This is a genomic window from Bacillus sp. SLBN-46 (assembly GCF_031453555.1).
Taxonomy (GTDB): Bacteria; Bacillota; Bacilli; order Bacillales; family Cytobacillaceae; genus Neobacillus.
This window is the reverse complement of sequence record NZ_JAVIZM010000001.1, coordinates 58,280-78,310: the sequence shown is the minus strand read 5'-3', so window position 1 is coordinate 78,310 and position 20,031 is coordinate 58,280. Positions and strand designations below refer to the sequence as shown.

Genomic DNA, 20,031 nt, shown 5'->3' with positions numbered 1-20,031 from the left:
GACCATTTATATTATATGGACAAAAATACCAACTAAATATATATTTTCCTTATAGCAATAGTGGATATTCTAGTTTAATATAAGAGAAAATAGTAAGATTTTAACAAGGGATAGGTGGAATCAGTGATCCTTTTAGACTATATTATGAATCTCTCAATATTTTCACTCATGGTTAGTTTGCCACTAGTAATACGCTCATTCATCAATCATAAACCCTTTAAGAAGGTTCAATTTTGGGTGGGTTTATATGGGGGAATTGTTTCAATTATCCTTGTTTTATTATCCATTCACCAGGGTGGTTATTCTTACGATATACGGTACGCTCCTGTTATCCTGGTTTTTTCCTACCTTGGACCAATTGCGGGATTCATTACTGGGATTTTTTCATTACTCATAAGATTGTATTCAAGTGGTCAATGGATGCCGGCAATTATTGGCTGGTCAATCATTATGATTAGTTTTTCAATAATCCATAGGTATATTTCGCGGTTGACCTCCATTAAAAAGAGTGCCATTTTCTTTGCAACCTATTTGGTCATCTACATAGTCACCGTTCCGTTTCTATTTAATGTGTTTAGAGACAAGCCATTCTTTCACCTTCAATATATATTATTTGTGATGTTAGGAGTGGTCATTGGAGCTTTACTCATTGAGTCCTATGTAAAGCTCCACAGGTTAAATAATAGGCTGTCTGATATGTATAAAATGTTAGGAGAAAGCGAATCGAAATACCGGCTTATTGCTGAAAATACATCAGACCTGATCATGGTGATGAATAAGGATCACTCGATCAGTTACTTTTCCCCTTCCCATGAAGTTGTTTTAGGTTTTCACACTAGCGAATTAGAAAAATTCGAATTATGTACGTTCATTCATTCGGAAGACGTCTCTCTTTTTAAAAACACAATAAAGACCATGTTTGAGCAGAAAGAATCTCAAGCGTTAGAATTCCGTTTGAAACACATGGAAGGTCATTATATAGAATTTGAGTCCCGATGTATGCCTGTTAAAGGAGAAGGACAATCAGTCGAGCATATTGTTATTATCAGTCGAGATGTTTCTGAACGGAAAAAAGCAGAGGGATTCCTACTGCAATCAGAGAAGCTTTCTATTGTCGGGGAACTGGCTGCGGGAGTAGCGCATGAAATCAGAAACCCTTTAACAACAATCAAAGGCTTCCTCCAACTCTATCGGGGAGAGAATACCACAATTGACCGCTTGCTTCTTACAGAATTAGAGCGGATTGAGGGTATTACCAGCGAATTACTCTCTTTAGGAAAGCCGCAGGCAGTGCAATTAAATCGGACTGATTTGCGAGAATTACTAGAAGATACATTAGAGTTACTGTCACCAGAAGCGCTGATGAATGGTATTCAAATTAATTTAAAAGTGGAAAATACGGCTTTGTTTATTACTTGTGAAAGGAATCAATTAAAGCAGGTATTCCTCAATATTTTAAAAAATGCGATGGAGGCCATGAAGGATGGAGGAGAAATTAGCATTGACCTTCGAAAGAGTGCAGAAGGAGAGTGCCTGATTTCTGTTCAAGACCAAGGCTGCGGTATTCCTGAAGAGCTTCTTCCTCGTCTAGGCGAGCCATTCTATAGCTTAAAAGAAAAGGGAACAGGCCTAGGAATCATGATTTGTCATAAAATACTTAAGCAGCACCATGGCAGTATTTTATACAAGAGTAAAATGAATGAAGGAACATTGGTAGAGATTACACTGCCATTGGCCAGTTAAGAGATTGAACAACTTCAATTTAATAGAGATAGTCAAAGACTTTTCCGTCTGACGGGAGAGTCTATTTTTTTGTAAAAAAAATTTTTTCAAAAAAGCTAGTCTTTCACCAAGTTTTCACCGTTCTCTAATAGACATCAAGTATCAAGTTGAAAGGAGGAAAGAGAAATGAATAAGAAAATGAAAAAAGGAGTGTTCTGGGGTGTGATGATGGCTGCTGTGATAGTGGCATTTAACGTCCTCCACTATCTTCTAGGAGGAGGAAGCACCTTTGCCGCTGGGCCATACGGACATGGACATGGACCAGGTGGAATGGGAACACGAGGAGGATTCGGCTCTCATTCATTCATGAATGGCCCTCATCCTGGAGGAGGATTTTCATGGTTATTGCTTTTAATAGGACTAGCTGTGTTATTCTTCCTTGTCAGATGGTTTAGAACAAAAGCAAAAGCTTCTTCCATGCAACAGTTTATTGATACACCATTAATGGATTCACATACACCAGTGGCTAACCAAAACAGCCAATTATTAGATCAGTGGGAAAAAACAATAATGACTAAAAAGGAGAATGATTAAAATGGGTATTTTTAAAAGAATAAAAACGATTACAAAGGCAGAAATGAATGGACTATTAGATGGAATCGAAGATCCAATTGCTATGTTGAATGAATATTCACGAGAAATGGAACAGGAAATTGTAAAAGGACAGAAAGCATTAGCACGTCAAATTTTTGTTGAGAAAAAACAGGCTGCTCTCCTTTCTGAAACTCAAGCTTTTGTAGACAAAAGAAACCGTCAGGCAAAGCTCGCGATTGAGCAAGGTGAGGATGGGATAGCAAAATTAGCTGTACAGGAAAAGCTAGCACTTGAAAAACAGCTTCACCTCTATCAAGAACAGGCTGAAGCGATTAAAACACAAACGCAACTTCTAAAAGAAAAAATAGAACAGTTGAAAGAAACGTATAACCAAATGCAGCATAAAAAAATTCTCTTAGCTTCTCGAGCAAATGTTGCTTTATCCACGAAGCAAATTCAAAAGGCAACGGTGTCCTTCCAAACAGATACAATTGCTAGAGGTATTGCACGGGTAGAAGGGCAAATTTTAATGATGGAGGCTGAAGTACAGGCAGGTAATCAATTTTCCACTCCAATAGCTTCGTTGGATGCAACAGCTAATCAGTTTGTTGACGAAGAGGAATTAAATAAAGAACTGGAGAAGCTAAAAAATGAAAAAGTTGCACTAGTTTAATTGGCTGAACGAAAGGTAGAAAGAGAAGCACCTCAATAATTTGGGGTGCTTCTTTGCATCTTAAGTATTCTTTAAGGTTGGCTTGATAGGATTCAAGATATAGTGGTCGTGATTAGGAAAATTAAGGTAAAGGAGTTATGACTATGAATATCTTATTAGCTGAAGACGATGCCAAACTGGGTGAGTTAATTGAATATATGCTGAAGAAAAAGGGCGGATTCCATGTGGAATGGGTAACGGAAGGAGAGGATGCCTACTATTATGCAAAGTCTGCCAATTATGATGTGATTATCATGGATTGGATGATGCCAAACGGTGATGGAGTGGAAGTCTGTCAGCGTCTCAGGAAACACGGATATTCCGGTGCCATTCTCATGCTAACAGCTAAAGATTCCGTTCAGGATCGAATTGAAGGACTCGATTCCGGAGCGGATGACTATCTTGTCAAACCATTTGAAATCGATGAACTGTTAGCGAGGATACGTGCCCTTTCACGGAGGAACTATGCGCCAATCCTTGAAGACGAAATCGAAATTCACAATATGGTTCTCCATCGCATAAGCCATGTAGTCCGCTCGGGCAGTCATGAAATCCAATTAAGTCCGCGCGAATTTCAGCTATTAAACCTTTTGGTTCAAAATAAAGGACAGGTACTGCCACGTGAAATGATTCTTGAGCGTATTTGGGGTCTAGACACGGATGTATCTCTTAAAACAATCGATGCTACCGTTAAGTTGATTCGGAAAAAATTAGATAGCCTTGGAAAACAAGACTTGCTTCAAAGTATAAGAGGGGTGGGATATAAGTGTGAATGCTAATCCCGGCTTCTTCTCTCGTTTCTTGTCCACCCGTGGTGATAAGGATGTTTTTACAAGTACACAAGGTCAGTTGACACGTATTTATAGCGGACTTCTTATGGTATTTCTAGCCCTATTTATTTTGATTGTGTATTCCGTGCTCTATGTAGTGATACTAAAAAATCAGGAGCAAGAGCTCCAGACATTAGTGCAACAGGAAGCTGGCATTATTGAGAATTATTTATTGAAAAAGGACCAAAGTGACCTGCAGGATTTGTCGAATCAAGAGGTCGTTTTTGCGGGCGTGAATCAGTTTTTTTATTACGTGGTCAGTCCAAACGGAGAAATGGTGATGGGCAACGAAGCAGACCAACGTCTTCGTCCAGAACTGAAACGACTGGTAACCGTACAAGTTTCATATAACGGAGAAATCCGAAAGGAAACACTGCATATAGCCGGTAATCCAAAAGGAAGGGGAAATCGAGGGGAATTTCGTGTGCCTGAGGCTGAAAAAGACTTTCGTCTCATGATTACTAATAAATCGATTTATTATAAAGGAAAATATATTGGCCAGTTGTATATTGGAAAGGACATCTCTTTTGCCTACCAATTGTTCCACTGGCTTCTATTCATTTTCGTGGCTATTGGAATCGTATTTTTTGGAGTAGCACTCTATATGAGTTCAGTCATGTCGAAAAAAGCTATGGGTCCGATTAGGCTTGCTTTTAAGAGACAACGGGAATTTGTAGCAGATGCTTCGCATGAGTTACGTACACCCTTAAGTGTCCTGTTATCGTCCGTTGATGCGTTGGAAATGACGATCGAACCTGCAAAAGAGGACCCTGTTTGGAAAATGCTTACTAATATGAAAGAGGAAGTGAAGCGGATGACGCATTTGGTAAGTGATTTGTTAACCTTGGCCCGATCAGATTCAAATGCAGTAGAGCTCAAACTAGAAAAATTTGATTGGACCCAGCTAATTGAAAAAACGATAGAATCTGTCCGGCCGCTTGCCGATTCAAAACAACTATCACTCCATTTCGCTGCACCGGATCCACAAATGGTAGTTGGTGATTTTCATAGATGTTCCCAATTAGTCTATATTCTTTTAGATAATGCGATAAAGTACACGCCAGAAAAAGGGGAGGTCCGAGTTGCCCTATCCAATGAAGGGAATCAGTTGTGTATGACTGTTAAGGATACAGGGATCGGCATTAAAAAAGAGGATTATCAACGGATCTTTGAACGTTTCTATCGTTCAGATAAATCTCGCTCACGGCAAATGGGTGGGCATGGTCTGGGACTTTCTATTGCCAAGTGGATTGTGGACACGCACAAAGGGAGCATTCATGTATCCAGTGAAATGGGCAAAGGGAGCACCTTCACCGTTCGGATCCCATTAGGTGGGTAGAGAATAAGAAAATGTCTGAAGAATTCGGGCATCTTTTTATGTTTGCTAGTCTATGAAATTTGTAATAGAAGGTAATATATAAAAAACGCTTTCAAATAATATGTTCTATAATAGAATAGGAATATAAATCTTTAAAACTAGAGGATATTGCTATCTGAAGGAGGGATTCGATGACATCAATGGGACAATGCAGAATTCTTATTGTAGATGACGAGATGCTAATTAGGCAAGGGATCAAACACTATATCGACTGGGAACAAGAAGGATTTTTGATCGTTGGAGAGGCTTCGAATGGACAAGAAGCATTAGAACTCATTGAGTTAACCCAACCTCATGTGTTAATAACAGATATTGTGATGCCAATCATGGACGGGGAAGAACTAACAAGAATTGTTAAAGAGAAATATCCTGAAATTGAAATCATTATCCTGAGCAGTTTTGGAGAATTTGATTATGTACGATCTACATTTCAAAGTGGCGTGGTTGATTATATATTAAAGCCAAAACTTGATGCAAATGGGCTATTAAAGGTATTGAAGAAAGCGGCTAGCAGAATTGCATCCTTCCAAACAAGAGATAAGCAAGTGAACCAGGGTGCTTCCATCGACTATTTCCTTGATAAGTTACTTTCTGGATATGAAGTCAATTTTAAATCAGCTGGATTAGAGAATGCGTTCCCTTATAGCGACTACTGTTTGTTGGGTGTTACTGGAGAGGAAACCATCCAAACTACTATAAAAAGTGATATAGATAGAGCACTGGGCCAGGATTTAAACCAGATAGAATATTATAGTTTTAAACATGATCAACATACCATTGTTTATCTCCTTAATTTAACTAAGAACGATATAACCAACGTGGTTAAACTAGCTAACAAGCTTGCAACGAAGCTGCAGGGGGTAAGATTTGTCTTAACAGAGGTGTTTCAAGAGTTAGCTCATTTGGGGAGTATTTATAAAGAGCAGTTCTCAAAACTATTAATGTACCAATTCTATCTTCCTAATAGATACATTTTATCGGACGCGGACCTTCCAGAACTTCCTCATAAATTTGAAAAATTTAATTTGGATTGGTTTACTGGTGAAATGAAAAGGAGACACTTTGATTCTGCTTTTAATTATTTAAAAGAGCATGTTAGAACCTATTCAAAATGGTATACAACAGATGTTTTTGAATACAAAGCTTTTTTTAGCAACATCATTTTTAACATAACGATTCTTCTAAGTAATATGGAATATGAAGTGAAAAAACTAGAGAATGCAAAATATTCGTATTTTAAAGCTTTTGATGAAGTACGCACTGCAGAAGAAGCGGTAGTACTATTAGAGCGTTTTATAGAAGAAGCAAATGAATGCCTATTTGCAATAGACGAGCATTCGGAAAATTTTAATATGAAAAAGCTGATGGAATATATCATGGACCATTATGCCGAGCAGCTTACCCTTACAGAAGTTGCTAAGCACTTTCATTTTAATCCCTCTTACCTATCAAATTATTTTTCAACGCATAATAATGAAGGGTTTATTGAATATCTAAATAAAATTCGTATTGAAGAAGCAACTAAGCTGTTAATTAAGAATACGGAATCTATATCTGAAATCAGCGGAATGGTCGGCTACTCTGATCACAGTTATTTTTGTAAGGTATTTAAAAAAATTAAGGGAGTATCACCAAGCCAATACAGACGAAAACAAACCTTAAGATAAGAGATGATATCCATGTGGCTTATTCCAAATCGTTTTAAACATAACAACCTGTTTATCACTATGTTTCTCATTGCCGTTCTGATGATTGTCATTGTATCGGTTACGATTACATGGACAACGATTCGCATGTCGGAGCAATTCTTTTTTGAAAAGTTCAGCATTACGAACTCGAAAGTGATGAATCAAGTGAAAGAGAGCTTTGAGTCTTTTAATTATTCGATCATAATTGCGTCTAACAACCTCCTTCAAAGCGGAAATCTCAAGAAAATCCTAACAGAAGAAGGCTCAAATATGGAAAAAATGAATGCCATTTTTACGATGAGCCAGCAAATGAAGCATATTAAATCCAATTTGGACGCTTACGAGGTTGAAATCATTGTTACAGGGAATAACGGACTTAGCTACGCAACCGATCGCAATTACTGGCCAATTACAGATGAAGAACTAGAGAATAGTGCTTTGACTCGTAATACGTTCAAATCGCCGAAGAGGCTTTTGTATCAATATGACCACCGTCCAGGTCAAACTTCAGAGGCAGGCGATGGAAATGTCATTGTTGCCTCTAAAGCGCTAATGGACCGTCTATCAGGAAGAATTTATGGTTCGATGTATTTTGCCATTCAAGAGAAAGATTTCAGAAAGTTTTACTCGAGCTATACCACCCCTGGGAATAATGTTGTCATGGCAGACAGACAGGGAGTGATCGTGTCGAGTAACTTATCGAAGCTCATCGGGAAAAAGGATGAAAAGCTTGTAACCTATGCAACAAAAATAGAAAAGGGATCAAACGATTATATCATCGGAAAATTTATGGGAAAGGATCAAATTATTACGATGGAATATCTACCATCCTTCGATATGTTCCTTTTCAATATTATTGATAAGAAAAGGGCAGTCGGCGATTTAATCAATAAAAAGGCCATTGTCCTGATCTCCATGGGGATTGTTTTTGCTGCCCTAATTATCGTCTTTTTGGCCTCAAGACGTGTAACAAATTCGCTTTCGAGGCTGGTAAAGCAAATAGGGAATGCCCCTAAACACAACTTCCACCAATACGTTGCTGTTACAGGAACTTATGAAACGAGACAAATTGGCAACGCCTTTAACTCAATGCTCGATGAACTGCATGATTATGTTGAAAAACTTGTTTTGGCACAGAAACAACAGCGAAACGCCGAACTGGCTGCTCTTCAGCAGCAAATTAATCCTCATTTTTTATACAATACATTGACTTCCATTAAATTCATGGTCCAGCAGGGTGTGAAAGAAGAAACCGAGTCAGTGATTAATGCCCTTATATCCTTGTTGCAGAATACAATTGGCAATGTTAGTGAAACCATTACAGTTGAGCAGGAAGTAGAGAACTTAAAGAATTACGTGTTAATCAATCAAAAGCGGTATGGAGATCGAATAAAAGTGAACTATTTTGTTTCACCGGATTGCAGGGAATATCAAATACCGAAATTAATTTTACAGCCCTTTATCGAAAATTCTTTCTTTCATGGTTTTAATAAAAAGGCAAATGGCTATATAAATGTCCTTGTATGGCAGGAGGGTGACAGCTTAATTTGCGAAGTGGTCGATAACGGAGATGGAATGGAAGTTTCGGCAGAAAATAAACTTCCGAGTACAAAGCGGAATCAACAGCTATTTTCTGGCATTGGCGTTCGGAATGTCCATGAGCGCATTCAGCTTATTTATGGAGAAGCATTCGGAGTAACCATTTCCAGTGACCCGGGCGTGGGGACAAAGGTTCGAATTACCCTTCCTTGTACGGTGAAGTAAAAAAAATCATAAAATCTAAAAATAGTGCAAATCCAAGAAAATGAAAGCGTGTTCAATATGTAAAAATATTACCAACTCTTAAAAATATCGTCCTAACGATAAAGCCCCAGCAGGTGCTACCATAGTACTTGTAAGGTAGATAACGCTTACAAAAATACATTAGATACGCTTGGGGGGAAATATTGATGAAAAAAGTATTAGCACTATTTTTAGTAAGTATTTTGCTATTAACTGCTTGTTCTTCCGGATCAAAGGATAAACAAGCTTCAGGCGAGTCAAAAGATACGAAAGAAATTACCGTATGGGCTTGGGACCCGAATTTTAACATTAAAGCAATGAATCTAGCAAAAGAAGCCTATAAATCTGAAAACCCTGATCTTAAGATAAAAGTGGTTGAAAATGCTCAGGCAGACATTGTACAAAAGCTAAACACCAGCTTAAGTTCTGGAACGACTAAAGGCTTGCCTAATATTGTTTTAATTGAAGACTATCGAGCACAAAGCTTTTTGAAGGCGTATCCGGATATGTTCCAGGAGCTAACTGGTTCTTTTAAATCAGAAGATTTCGCTAAGTATAAAATGGCTCCAACCAGTTTGGATGGGAAGAACTACGGACTTCCATTCGATACAGGCGTAACGGGATTATATGTTAGAACGGATTATTTAGAAAAAGCCGGCTATAAAGTGGATGACTTAAAAAATATCGATTGGAAGAAATATATTGAAGTAGGAAAGAAAGTAAAAAAAGCAACAGGCAAAGCGATGCTCACACAGGATCCAAAAGACCTTGGATTGATTCGCATGATGATTCAGACAAGCGGATCATGGTATTTAAAGAATGATGGAGTGACACCTGATATTGCAGGTAATGCATCTTTAAAAGAAGCATTCAAAACATATAAAGAGATCTTAGATGCTGATTTAGTAAAACCTGTGTCTGACTGGAGTCAATTTGTAGCAGGTTTTAACAGCGGTGATGTTGCCACTGTTCCAACAGGGAACTGGATCACGCCTTCCATAAAGTCTGAAGCTTCTCAAGCTGGTAAGTGGGCAGTTGTACCAATGCCAAAACAAACTGATATTCCAAATTCAGTTAACGCTTCAAACTTAGGAGGAAGCTCTTGGTACGTACTTAACGTTCCAGGTAAAGAAAAAGCCGTTGATTTCCTTGCGAAAACCTTTGGTTCCAATGTTGATTTTTACCAGACTTTGAATAAAGAAATTGGTGCCATTGGTACTTACAAGCCAGCAGCTGAAGGTGAAGCCTATAAGGCAGCAGATGATTTCTTCGGCGGACAAAAAATCATTACTGATTTTGCTAACTGGACAGAACAAATTCCACAAGTAAACTATGGTTTACACACATATGCAATTGAGGACATTTTGGCTGTGGGAATGCAGGATTACCTGAAGGGGAAAGACCTTGATAAGGTGTTAGAAGACGCTCAAAAACAAGCAGAAGAACAAATTAAATAAGTCTAGCATTGAAAAATAATAAAGAAATAAGCCTTGGAAAATTCGCCGGCTTCTCCTGTACGGTTTATCGGAACGGAGCTAACTGTTTTATCAGGCGATTCGTTCTAAGGCTGTTTCTTTTATTGTCCGGCTCCAGCGCCTAGCCCCTCGGGTCAAATAACCTTCGGCAATAAAAGTCAAAAGAGGGAATTTTCTTACCGAAGAACATTTGCCTGTCGGGGCTGGACAAGGCGCTTCCGCTTTTCTTATTACCAAGGTAAGGGGTTGATCTAAGTGATAACAGCTAAAGTAAATCAAAACCAGGCTATAAAAACAGTGAAGTCAGGCAGGAAAAATCGAGCGAAAAATGCTGTAATCGGCTGGTCCTTTGTGATCGTTGCATCTGTCATGATTTGCTTATTTTATTTCTATCCAATGCTTCAAGCACTCATATTATCCTTTCAATCTGGTACTGGCGCAAACCTGACTTTTACAGGTTTTGATAATTATGCACGCTTATTGAAGGATCCAACATTTTTAACGACAGTGAAAAATACGGTCATTTATCTCATCATTCAAGTGCCAATCATGATCATTCTGGCTTTATTCCTTTCTGTTTTATTGAATAATAAAACACTGAAGTATAAGGGGTTATTCCGCACAGCTATTTTCCTTCCATGCGTAACCTCGCTTGTTGCGTATTCGGTTATCTTTAAATATCTGTTTGGACATGACGGTATGATCAACATTATGTTAATGAAGCTTTCACTCATTTCTGCACCAATCGAGTGGCTGACAGATCCCTTTTGGGCTAAAATTGCCATCATTGTAGCGATTACATGGAGATGGACTGGCTATAACATGATTTTTTATTTATCTGCTCTGCAAAACGTCGATGAATCTATTTATGAAGCGGCGAAAATCGACGGAGCCTCATCTATTCAACAATTTTTCAAAATTACGATACCGATGCTCAAGCCCATTATCTTATTTACTTCTATCACTTCAACTATTGGTACGCTTCAATTGTTTGATGAAGTCATGAATATTACTCAAGGCGGGCCGGGAAACGCGACGATGACGATTTCTCAATACATCTATAATTTATCGTTTAAATATACCCCTGATTTTGGCTATGCAGCTACTGTTTCATACGCCATTGTCATTATGATTGTCATCTTCTCGATTATACAGTTTAAAGTGGCGGGTGATAAAAATGAGTAAACGGATATTCAGCTATACAGTCCTTATTATCGCTTCTATTGTCTCAATATTCCCGTTTTTATGGATGATTGTCAGTTCCACCAACAAGTCAGTGGATGTAACGAAGGGAAGATTAATACCAGGTAGTCATTTTATGGAGAATCTTCACAACTTGTTGGATACGGTTGACCTTGTACCGGCATTAATCAACTCAACAAAAATCTCGATTATCACTACGGTTCTTGCTATGCTGATTGCCTCATTGGCTGGGTATGGATTTGAAATTTTTAAAAGCCGGACAAAAGACTTTTTATTCAACTTTTTGCTTCTTTCCATGATGATTCCCTTTGCAGCGTTAATGGTTCCATTGTTCCGGATGTTTGGAACGATATCACAATCGTTTCCGCTGATTGGCATCGATACGCTGGCAGCTGTTATCTTACCAACGGTTACTACTGCGTTTCTTATCTTTTTCTTTCGACAAAGCACGAAAATGTTCCCTAAGGAAATATTGGAAGCTGGGAGAATTGATGGATTAAGCGAATTGGGGGTTTTTTTTAGAATTTATGTTCCAACGATGAAAACAACCTATGCTGCAGCAGCGATTATTACGTTCATGGCCAGCTGGAACAGCTATCTATGGCCACTTGTTATTTTGCAATCTCCTGAAAATCAGACGATTCCCCTGCTGATTTCTAACCTTGGCTCAAGCTACTCTCCTGACTTTGGCGTGATTATGACAGCCATTGTGATTGCAACCCTGCCTGCGGCAATCATTTTCTTCATTATGCAAAAACATTTTGTTGCAGGAATGATGGGGTCTGTGAAATAGTGATAAAAAAGTAGATAGGAAGTGTAATAGGTAATGACGATTATTCCAACGATAGATTGGCTTTCAGATTTGAATGTATTCGCCGTAAACAGGCTTCCTGCCCATTCAGACCACACTTATTACGAGACGCTGGAGGAAGCAAGAAATGCTGCTCCAATGAAAATGCGGTACGAATTGAATGGAAACTGGAAATTTCATTATAGTGTGAATCCGGATCATCGTCCGAAAGAGTTTTACAGTTCCGAATATAATTGCTCGGGCTGGGGAGATATTACGGTCCCTGGACATATTCAGTTGCAAGGATACGGAAAACCGCAATATGTCAATACGATGTACCCTTGGGACGGACATAACGATATTCGACCGCCGGCAATTCCAACCGATCATAATCCTGTCGGCAGCTATGTGAAGATGTTTACTGTTCCTGCCCATATGGAGAACAAGCCTTTGTATATTTCATTCCAAGGTGTGGAATCAGCTTTTTACGTGTGGTTGAACGGTATATTTGTTGGCTACAGTGAAGATTCGTTTACACCGTCTGAGTTTGAGTTAACTCCTTTTCTAGTTGAAGGAGAGAATAAACTGGCTGTTGAAGTTTACCAGCGCAGCACTGGCAGTTGGTTGGAGGATCAGGACTTCTGGCGTTTCTCAGGAATCTTCCGGGATGTATATCTTTATACAGTGCCAAAGGTCCATGTGTTTGATGTTCATGTTCGAACTGAATTGGATTCGTCTTATAAAAAGGGGACACTTCAAGCGGATCTTAAACTTCTTGCGGATCACGCGCCGTCAAAAATTACAGCCGAGTTGTACGATGAAAATGGCAGCTTGACCACAGTAGCTGACGGCGTCTTCAGTGAAGGAAATTGGTCTTTTTCGCTGTCTGTTGATGGGCCTAAGCTATGGAGTGCAGAAACTCCTTATTTATACAAACTATATATTCAAGTCTTTAACGAGTCTGGAAATCTAGTAGAAGTTATTCCACAGAAGGTCGGCTTCAGACGATTTGAACTGGTCGATAAAATTATGCGGCTTAACGGTGAACGGATTGTTTTTAAAGGAGTAAACCGTCATGAATTCAATTGCCGCAGAGGACGTGCGATAACCAAAGAAGACATGCTTTGGGATATTAAAACCCTTAAACAGAATAATATCAATGCAGTTCGTACTTCGCATTATCCAAACCAAAGCTACTGGTACGAATTATGTGATGAATACGGTATATATGTGATCGATGAAATGAACCTGGAAACACATGGATCTTGGCAGAAGATGGGGGCAGTCGAGCCTTCCTGGAACATTCCGGGCAATAAGCAGGAATGGCAGGATATTGTCATGGACAGAGCGATTTCGATGTATGAGCGGGATAAGAACCATCCGTCCATCTTGATTTGGTCCTGCGGGAACGAATCTTATGCCGGGGAAGTGATTCTGAACGTTTCTAAATATTTTAAAAGCGTTGACCCTAGCAGGCTTGTCCATTACGAAGGCGTGTTCCATAACCGTGACTATAACGATACAAGTGATATGGAAAGCAGGATGTATGCAAAGCCTGCCGATATTGAAACATATTTGAACGATAATCCAGAGAAGCCGTACATTAGCTGCGAGTATATGCACGCAATGGGCAATTCACTTGGCGGCATGTATAAATACACGGACTTGGAGCGGAAATATCCAATGTATCAAGGAGGATTTATCTGGGATTATATCGATCAATCAATCATCAAGAAGGACCGCTACGGAAAAGAATTTTTAGCTTACGGTGGCGACTTTGGAGACCGTCCGACGGATTACGGCTTCTGTACGAATGGAATCGTGTATGCGAATCGAGAGTTATCGCCAAAAATGCAGGAAGTTAAATACTTGTATCAAAACTTTAAACTGGTACCTGATCAAACGGGCGTAACGGTAATAAACGACAGTCTTTTCACCGATACCTCCGGTTATGATTTGGAATATATTCTGTTCCGAGAGGGTAAGGAAATGGCTCGTGGCATGATTCATATGGCAGTTGCGCCTATGAGTGAGGGAAGAGCGGAATTTGAGTTGCCTGCTGATAGTGTTAGAGACTCGGGTGAGTATTGTATTCATACCTTCTTAAAATTGAAGGAGACCACACTTTGGGCAGATGCAGGATATGAAATTGCCTTTGGACAGTATGTGTTTCAGGTAAAAGGAACAGAAAAGCCCGCATTAATTTCTGGAACTTTAAGAGTGGCTGAAGGGGATGTCAATATTGGTGTCCATGGCCGTGATTTCACTATCATGTTCTCAAAACAAGTCGGAAGCTTAGTCTCGTTGAATTATGCTGGAAAAGAAATGATTGCCCTTCCTCCTTCACCATTATTCTGGAGAGCGACAACAGATAATGACCGCGGCTTTTCTCAAGGCTACCATTCGGGGCTTTGGTATGCTGCCAGCCTGGCGCGAACATGTGTAGGAGTTGAGGTTAAGGAAAGTGATGAACAGGTGTGTATCACTTTTACCTATAAATTGGCCATTAGTTCGGAAGTGGAAGTGAAGATCAGTTTCACTGTCTTATCTGATGGAAGCGTTCGTGTTAAACAGGTTTATCATGGAGCCGCGAATCTTCCACAGCTGCCGATTTTTGCAGTGTCCTTCAAGGTCCCAGCTGATTATGACCAATTGGAGTGGTATGCGATGGGGCCAGAAGAGAATTATATTGATCGCTGTAAAGGTGCGAGACTGTGTCTCTTTAAAAACCAAGTATCAGATAATCTATCAGGTTATGTTATGCCGCAAGAGTCTGGAAATCGTACTGGAGTCCGTAGGGTTAGTCTAACGAACCGTGATGGTATGGGAATTAGGATTTCTTCTGTTTTAGAGCCGCTTGAATGCAATTTTTCACCTTATACAGCATTCGAGCTTGAAAATGCAGGGCATCATTACGAGCTGCCGAATGTCCACTATACGGTCGTAACGGTTGCAGGCAAACAGATGGGAGTCGGCGGGGATGACAGCTGGGGTGCGCCTGTTCACGATGAACACCTCATTCATGCAGACCAGGATATAGAATTTGAGTTTATGATTCAGCGGATTTAGGTAGTTCCAAAACGACATCCATTTAGAAAAAGGTGAAGTTTTATGCAAATACATGCGAATTTAGAAAAACAGCAATTTCATTTAACAAATGGTCAGGTGAGCTACATTTTCCATGTGATGAAGAATGGACAGCTAGGCCATCTATATTATGGAAAGGCCCTTCGTCATCGTTCTGATTTTTCTCATTTGCAAACATACGATGTTCCAACGGCGGCAAGTTGTCATGTGTATGCTGACGATCCAGCCTTTTGTCTGGAAACACTGCGTCAAGAATATCCTGCCTACGGAAATTCAGATTTCCGGGAACCTGCCATCTGTTTAACAAAACAAAATGAAAACCATGTTCCCGATTTTAAATATGAATCTTTTCGTTTGCTGGAAGGAAAGCCTCGTCTTGAGGGGCTACCGGCAACCTATACAGATGAAAATAGCGGTGCCAGCACCATCCAAATCATCTTAAAGGATGAGTTTTTACAAGCTGAGTTAATCTTAAATTATACTATTTTCTCTGATAAACCAGTTATTTCAAGAAGTGCCCTCTTGAAAAATAATGGTCAAGAGGAATTAGCTATTGAAAGATTAATGAGCGCCTCTCTCGATCTACCTGATAAGGAATTTCAGTTTATTCACTTAGCCGGGGCATGGTCAAGGGAACGGCATGTTAAGGAAAGAAAGCTAGAAACAGGAATTCAGTCTATTTCGAGTCTGCGCGGGGCAAGCTCCCACCATCATAATCCGTTTTTAGCATTAAAAAGGCCATCAGCGACGGAGCATACAGGCGAGGTATACGGATTTAATTTTGTATATAGCAGTAATTTTCTAATGCAAGTAGAAGTGGAGCATTATGACACGGCCAGGCTGACAGTTGGGATTCATCCATTTGGCTTCAAGTGGTCATTAAAGCCCCAAGAGTCATTTCAAACACCTGAAGCAGTGATGGTGTATTCAGATCAAGGACTAAATGGTATGAGCCAGGCATTTCATGCTCTTTATCGGGAAAATTTAATCCCCGCTCAATGGCGAAAGCAAGAACGGCCCATATTGATTAATAACTGGGAAGCCACCTACTTTGATTTCGATGAGGAAAAGCTGGTGAACATCGCAAAATCCGCCAGTGAATTAGGAATCGAACTGTTTGTACTGGATGATGGCTGGTTTGGAAAAAGAAATGATGATACGTCCTCTCTAGGTGATTGGTTTGTCGACTTAAATAAGCTTCCAGAAGGGTTAGAAAGCTTGGCTAAGAAGATTGCTGATTCTGGCATGAAGTTTGGTCTTTGGTTTGAACCTGAAATGATTAGTCCTAATAGTGAATTGTATAGAATGCATCCAGATTGGGCTGTTGGTAATGACCATCAGCAAACCCTTGGCAGGAATCAGCTTGTCCTTGATTTTTCAAGATCGGAAATTGTCGATTATCTTTATGAAAAAATGTCCGATATCATCAAACGGACGAAGCTTTCCTATATAAAATGGGATATGAATCGGAATATTACAGAAGCATTCTCTTGCAACTTAGCACCAAAACAGCAGGGAGAGTTTTTTCACCGGTATATACTAGGAGTCTATCAATTATATGAGCGGTTAACGAGCGAGTTTCCTAATGTATTATTTGAATCTTGTGCCGGTGGGGGTGGGCGATTCGATCCGGGTATGATGTATTACGCACCTCAAGCTTGGACAAGTGATGACACGGATGCGGTTGAAAGGTTAAAAATACAGTATGGAACCTCCTTTGCGTATCCCGTATATAGCATGGGATCTCATGTCTCGGCGGTTCCGAATCATCAAACGTTAAGGACGACTCCTCTGCATATGAGGGCCAATACAGCCTATTTTGGAACATTCGGATATGAATTAAATCCGCTAAAGCTATCAGAAGAGGAGCGTTCCGCCATTAAAGAGCAGGTTGCTTTTTATAAAAAGCAGCGATGCCTTATCCGCGATGGCCAGTTTTATCGTTTGCTGAGTCCTTTTACTGGAAATGAAACAGCTTGGATGGTCGTAAGCAAGAATCAGACAGAAGCATTGATTGGCTGGTACAAGGTGCTGGCGACACCAAATTCACAGAAAAAGCAAACATTGCGACTTAGTGGCTTAGATGAATCAACAGCCTATAAGCTAGCTGGTAGTCATCAAACTTTTTATGGCGATGAGCTTATGCAGGTGGGTCTTCCGCTGCCAACTGAGTTTAATGGGGTCAATGGCCGAAGTGCAGAACGCGGAGGCGACTTTCAATCACATGTATTTTATTTAATAAAAACCGATGAACCACTAAATTAAAAACGGCCTGTGTCTTCTTACCCTGGATGAAGGACATTTTTCATGAATCGAACCGAATTTTGTCCTTCATAACCCGGATGAAGGACATTTTTCATGATATATAACCGAATTTTGTCCTTCATAACTTGGATGAAGGACATTTTTCATGATATGTAACCGAATTTTGTCCTTCGTACCCCGGATGAACACCATTCATATTTTTTATGAATTTTTAGTAAAAATTTTAGTAAAAATAATTGAAGATTTTTACTAACAGGAGTAAAATGGTAATTAAGATGAAAAGGGTTACAAGATGAAATGGCAGACATAGTTGGAGGGACTCGTAAATGAACGTCACATCGTTAAATAAAACATTCTTAGACTTGTTTCATGCATTACCTAGGCAGGCATTCTTTGCTCCAGGAAGGATTAACTTAATTGGCGAACACACCGATTATAATGGCGGTCATGTTTTTCCATGTGCCATAACCTACGGGACCTATGCTGTTGCAAGAAAGCGTGAGGATCAGCTTGTGCGCCTGTACTCGGTTAACTTTCCTGACAAAGGAATAATCGAATTTGATTTAAGAGAACTAGATTATGAGAAACAACATAATTGGGCGAACTACCCAAAAGGGATGATTCGCTACATCATAGAAGCGGGCTACGAGATTCCATCCGGATTTGAGTGTGCAATCAACGGGAATATTCCGAACGGAGCAGGGCTCTCATCTTCCGCATCCATCGAATTGTTAACAGGTGTTTTACTAAATGGATTGTTCCATTTAGACATTCCTCGACTTGAATTAATCAAGCTAGGCAAGCGGGTGGAGAATGAATTTATTGGTGTGAACAGCGGAATCATGGATCAATTTGCGATTGGAATGGGCAAAGTGGATGCCGGAATTTTACTAGATTGCCAGACCCTTCAATATGAATACGCACCGATCCAGCTTGACCATCACAAAATCATTATTATGAATACAAACAAACGCAGAGAATTAGCGTATTCGAAGTATAACGAGCGAAGAGGAGAATGTGAAGCGGCATTGGCGGAGCTTCAGACGAAACTTCCGATCGAAGCGCTCGGCCAGCTTTCAGAAGCAGAGTTTGATGAAAATCAATTCTTGATTACGAATGAAGTTATTCGCAAACGGGCGAAACATGCCGTCTATGAAAATGTCAGGACCTTAAAAGCACTTGAGGAATTGAAGGCAGGAAACCTGGCGGCATTCGGACAGCTAATGAATCAATCGCATATTTCGTTACGTGACGACTATGAAGTGACAGGTGTGGAACTCGATAGTTTAGTAGAAGCAGCGTGGAATCAGCCGGGTGTCCTTGGTGCACGTATGACGGGAGCAGGATTTGGCGGCTGTGCTATTGCGATTGTGGCCTATGATGAGGTGGAAAACTTTATTGCCAATGTGGGGGCAGCTTATAAGGACAAAATTGGTTATGAAGCAGATTTCTATGTAGCGAGTATCGGAGACGGGGCTAAGGAAATGGAAATGGAGGCGTTAATCTAAATGAGTATTCTCGTATTAGGTGGGGCGGGTTATGTAGGTTCGCACGCTGTTTACCAGTTAAAGGATCAAGGCTTTGAAGTGGTGGTCGTCGATAACCTGCAAACCGGGCATCGAGACGCTATTCATCCCCAGGCGCGGTTTTATGAAGGGGATATCCGTAACCGGGCGTTTTTACGATCTGTTTTTGAAAAAGAAAACATCGAGGCAATTCTACATTTTGCTGCGAACTCCCTAGTTGGTGAGTCGATGACTGAGCCGCTAAAATACTTTGATAACAATGTGTTTGGGACACAAGTGGTTCTGGAAATGATGAAGGAGTTTGGTGTAAAGTACATCGTTTTCTCCTCTACAGCTGCAGTCTATGGAGAGCAAAAGGTAGTGCCGATCACAGAAGCGGCGGCAACGAATCCAACGAATACGTATGGTGAAACCAAGCTCGCAATGGAAAAGATGATGGCTTGGTGTGAAAAGGCGTTTGATTTTAAGTATGTCTCGCTTAGATATTTTAACGTGGCATCGGCTCGAAGCGATGGGCAAATTGGCGAGGACCATAATCCGGAAACGCACCTCATTCCGGTTGTATTGGAAGCGGGCTTAGGAAAAAGAGAAGCAGTGACCATTTTCGGCGATGATTATGACACAGCAGACGGGACATGTGTCCGTGATTATATTCATGTTGAAGACTTAATTGATGCCCACATACTAGCCCTCCGTTACCTGCAAAAGGGAGGGGAGAGTAATGTGTTTAATCTTGGCAGCAGCCAGGGGTTTTCGGTAAAGGAAATTGTTGAAACAGCAAAAGAGGTAACAGGAATCGATATTCCAGTCAAAATGGGTGATCGACGTTCGGGTGATCCTAGTACGTTAATTGCCTCCTCTGAAAAAGCGAAGCAAGTGCTTGGTTGGAATCCTTCGAGAACCTCCATCCATGAAATTATTGAAAATGCCTGGAATTGGCATCAGCATCACCCTAATGGCTATCAAAAATAGAGGTGAA

Annotated in this window: 14 protein-coding genes; all 14 read left to right on the top strand. The window is 40.1% G+C overall.

The annotated features are described in order from the left end of the window. The first annotated feature begins 114 nt into the window (after positions 1-114). The 14 genes from QFZ87_RS00330 (at position 115) to galE (ending at position 20,024) form a co-directional block, all read left to right on the top strand. Positions 115-1,743: an ATP-binding protein gene (locus tag QFZ87_RS00330; RefSeq protein ID WP_309856363.1), complete on the top strand. Its 1,629-nt coding sequence runs from the start codon at positions 115-117 to the stop codon at positions 1,741-1,743. Between the two features lie 165 nt (positions 1,744-1,908). Next, positions 1,909-2,316: a hypothetical protein gene (locus QFZ87_RS00325; protein WP_309856360.1), complete on the top strand. Its 408-nt coding sequence runs from the start codon at positions 1,909-1,911 to the stop codon at positions 2,314-2,316. 1 nt (position 2,317) lies between these two features. Beyond that, complete coding sequence (locus tag QFZ87_RS00320; RefSeq protein ID WP_309856356.1) at positions 2,318-2,989, top strand: PspA/IM30 family protein; 672 nt, start codon at positions 2,318-2,320, stop codon at positions 2,987-2,989. Between the two features lie 143 nt (positions 2,990-3,132). Then, positions 3,133-3,807 (top strand): response regulator transcription factor, encoded by a 675-nt coding sequence (locus QFZ87_RS00315; protein ID WP_309856353.1) that lies wholly within the window; start codon positions 3,133-3,135, stop codon positions 3,805-3,807. Beyond that, positions 3,797-5,197: a sensor histidine kinase gene (locus QFZ87_RS00310; RefSeq protein WP_309856351.1), complete on the top strand. Its 1,401-nt coding sequence runs from the start codon at positions 3,797-3,799 to the stop codon at positions 5,195-5,197. The genes QFZ87_RS00315 and QFZ87_RS00310 overlap by 11 nt, the downstream gene beginning before the upstream one ends. Before the next feature lie 170 nt (positions 5,198-5,367). After that, a complete protein-coding gene (locus QFZ87_RS00305; RefSeq protein WP_309856348.1) occupies positions 5,368-6,903 on the top strand; it encodes a response regulator transcription factor in 1,536 nt (511 codons plus the stop codon). Between the two features lie 12 nt (positions 6,904-6,915). Then, the gene (locus tag QFZ87_RS00300) at positions 6,916-8,688 is read left to right on the top strand and encodes a cache domain-containing sensor histidine kinase (RefSeq protein ID WP_309856346.1); all 1,773 of its coding nucleotides are present in this window, start codon (positions 6,916-6,918) and stop codon (positions 8,686-8,688) included. Positions 8,689-8,873: 185 nt separating this feature from the next. Beyond that, positions 8,874-10,163 (top strand): ABC transporter substrate-binding protein, encoded by a 1,290-nt coding sequence (locus tag QFZ87_RS00295; protein ID WP_309856342.1) that lies wholly within the window; start codon positions 8,874-8,876, stop codon positions 10,161-10,163. Positions 10,164-10,469: 306 nt separating this feature from the next. Next, positions 10,470-11,366 carry a carbohydrate ABC transporter permease gene (locus QFZ87_RS00290; protein ID WP_309867554.1) on the top strand — a complete coding sequence of 299 codons (897 nt, stop codon included), beginning with the start codon at positions 10,470-10,472 and terminating at the stop codon, positions 11,364-11,366. Further along, entirely contained in the window at positions 11,359-12,177 is an 819-nt protein-coding gene (locus QFZ87_RS00285; protein ID WP_309856339.1) for a carbohydrate ABC transporter permease, read from the top strand. Before QFZ87_RS00290 ends, QFZ87_RS00285 begins: the two co-directional genes overlap by 8 nt. Before the next feature lie 33 nt (positions 12,178-12,210). Next, positions 12,211-15,243 carry a beta-galactosidase, LacZ type gene (lacZ, locus tag QFZ87_RS00280; RefSeq protein ID WP_309856337.1) on the top strand — a complete coding sequence of 1,011 codons (3,033 nt, stop codon included), beginning with the start codon at positions 12,211-12,213 and terminating at the stop codon, positions 15,241-15,243. Between the two features lie 42 nt (positions 15,244-15,285). Then, positions 15,286-17,526 (top strand): alpha-galactosidase, encoded by a 2,241-nt coding sequence (locus QFZ87_RS00275; protein WP_309856335.1) that lies wholly within the window; start codon positions 15,286-15,288, stop codon positions 17,524-17,526. 326 nt (positions 17,527-17,852) lie between these two features. Further along, entirely contained in the window at positions 17,853-19,034 is a 1,182-nt protein-coding gene (locus QFZ87_RS00270; protein WP_309856334.1) for a galactokinase, read from the top strand. Continuing rightward, a complete protein-coding gene (gene galE / locus QFZ87_RS00265; protein WP_309856331.1) occupies positions 19,035-20,024 on the top strand; it encodes a UDP-glucose 4-epimerase GalE in 990 nt (329 codons plus the stop codon). It abuts the gene before it with no gap. Positions 20,025-20,031 lie beyond the last annotated feature (7 nt).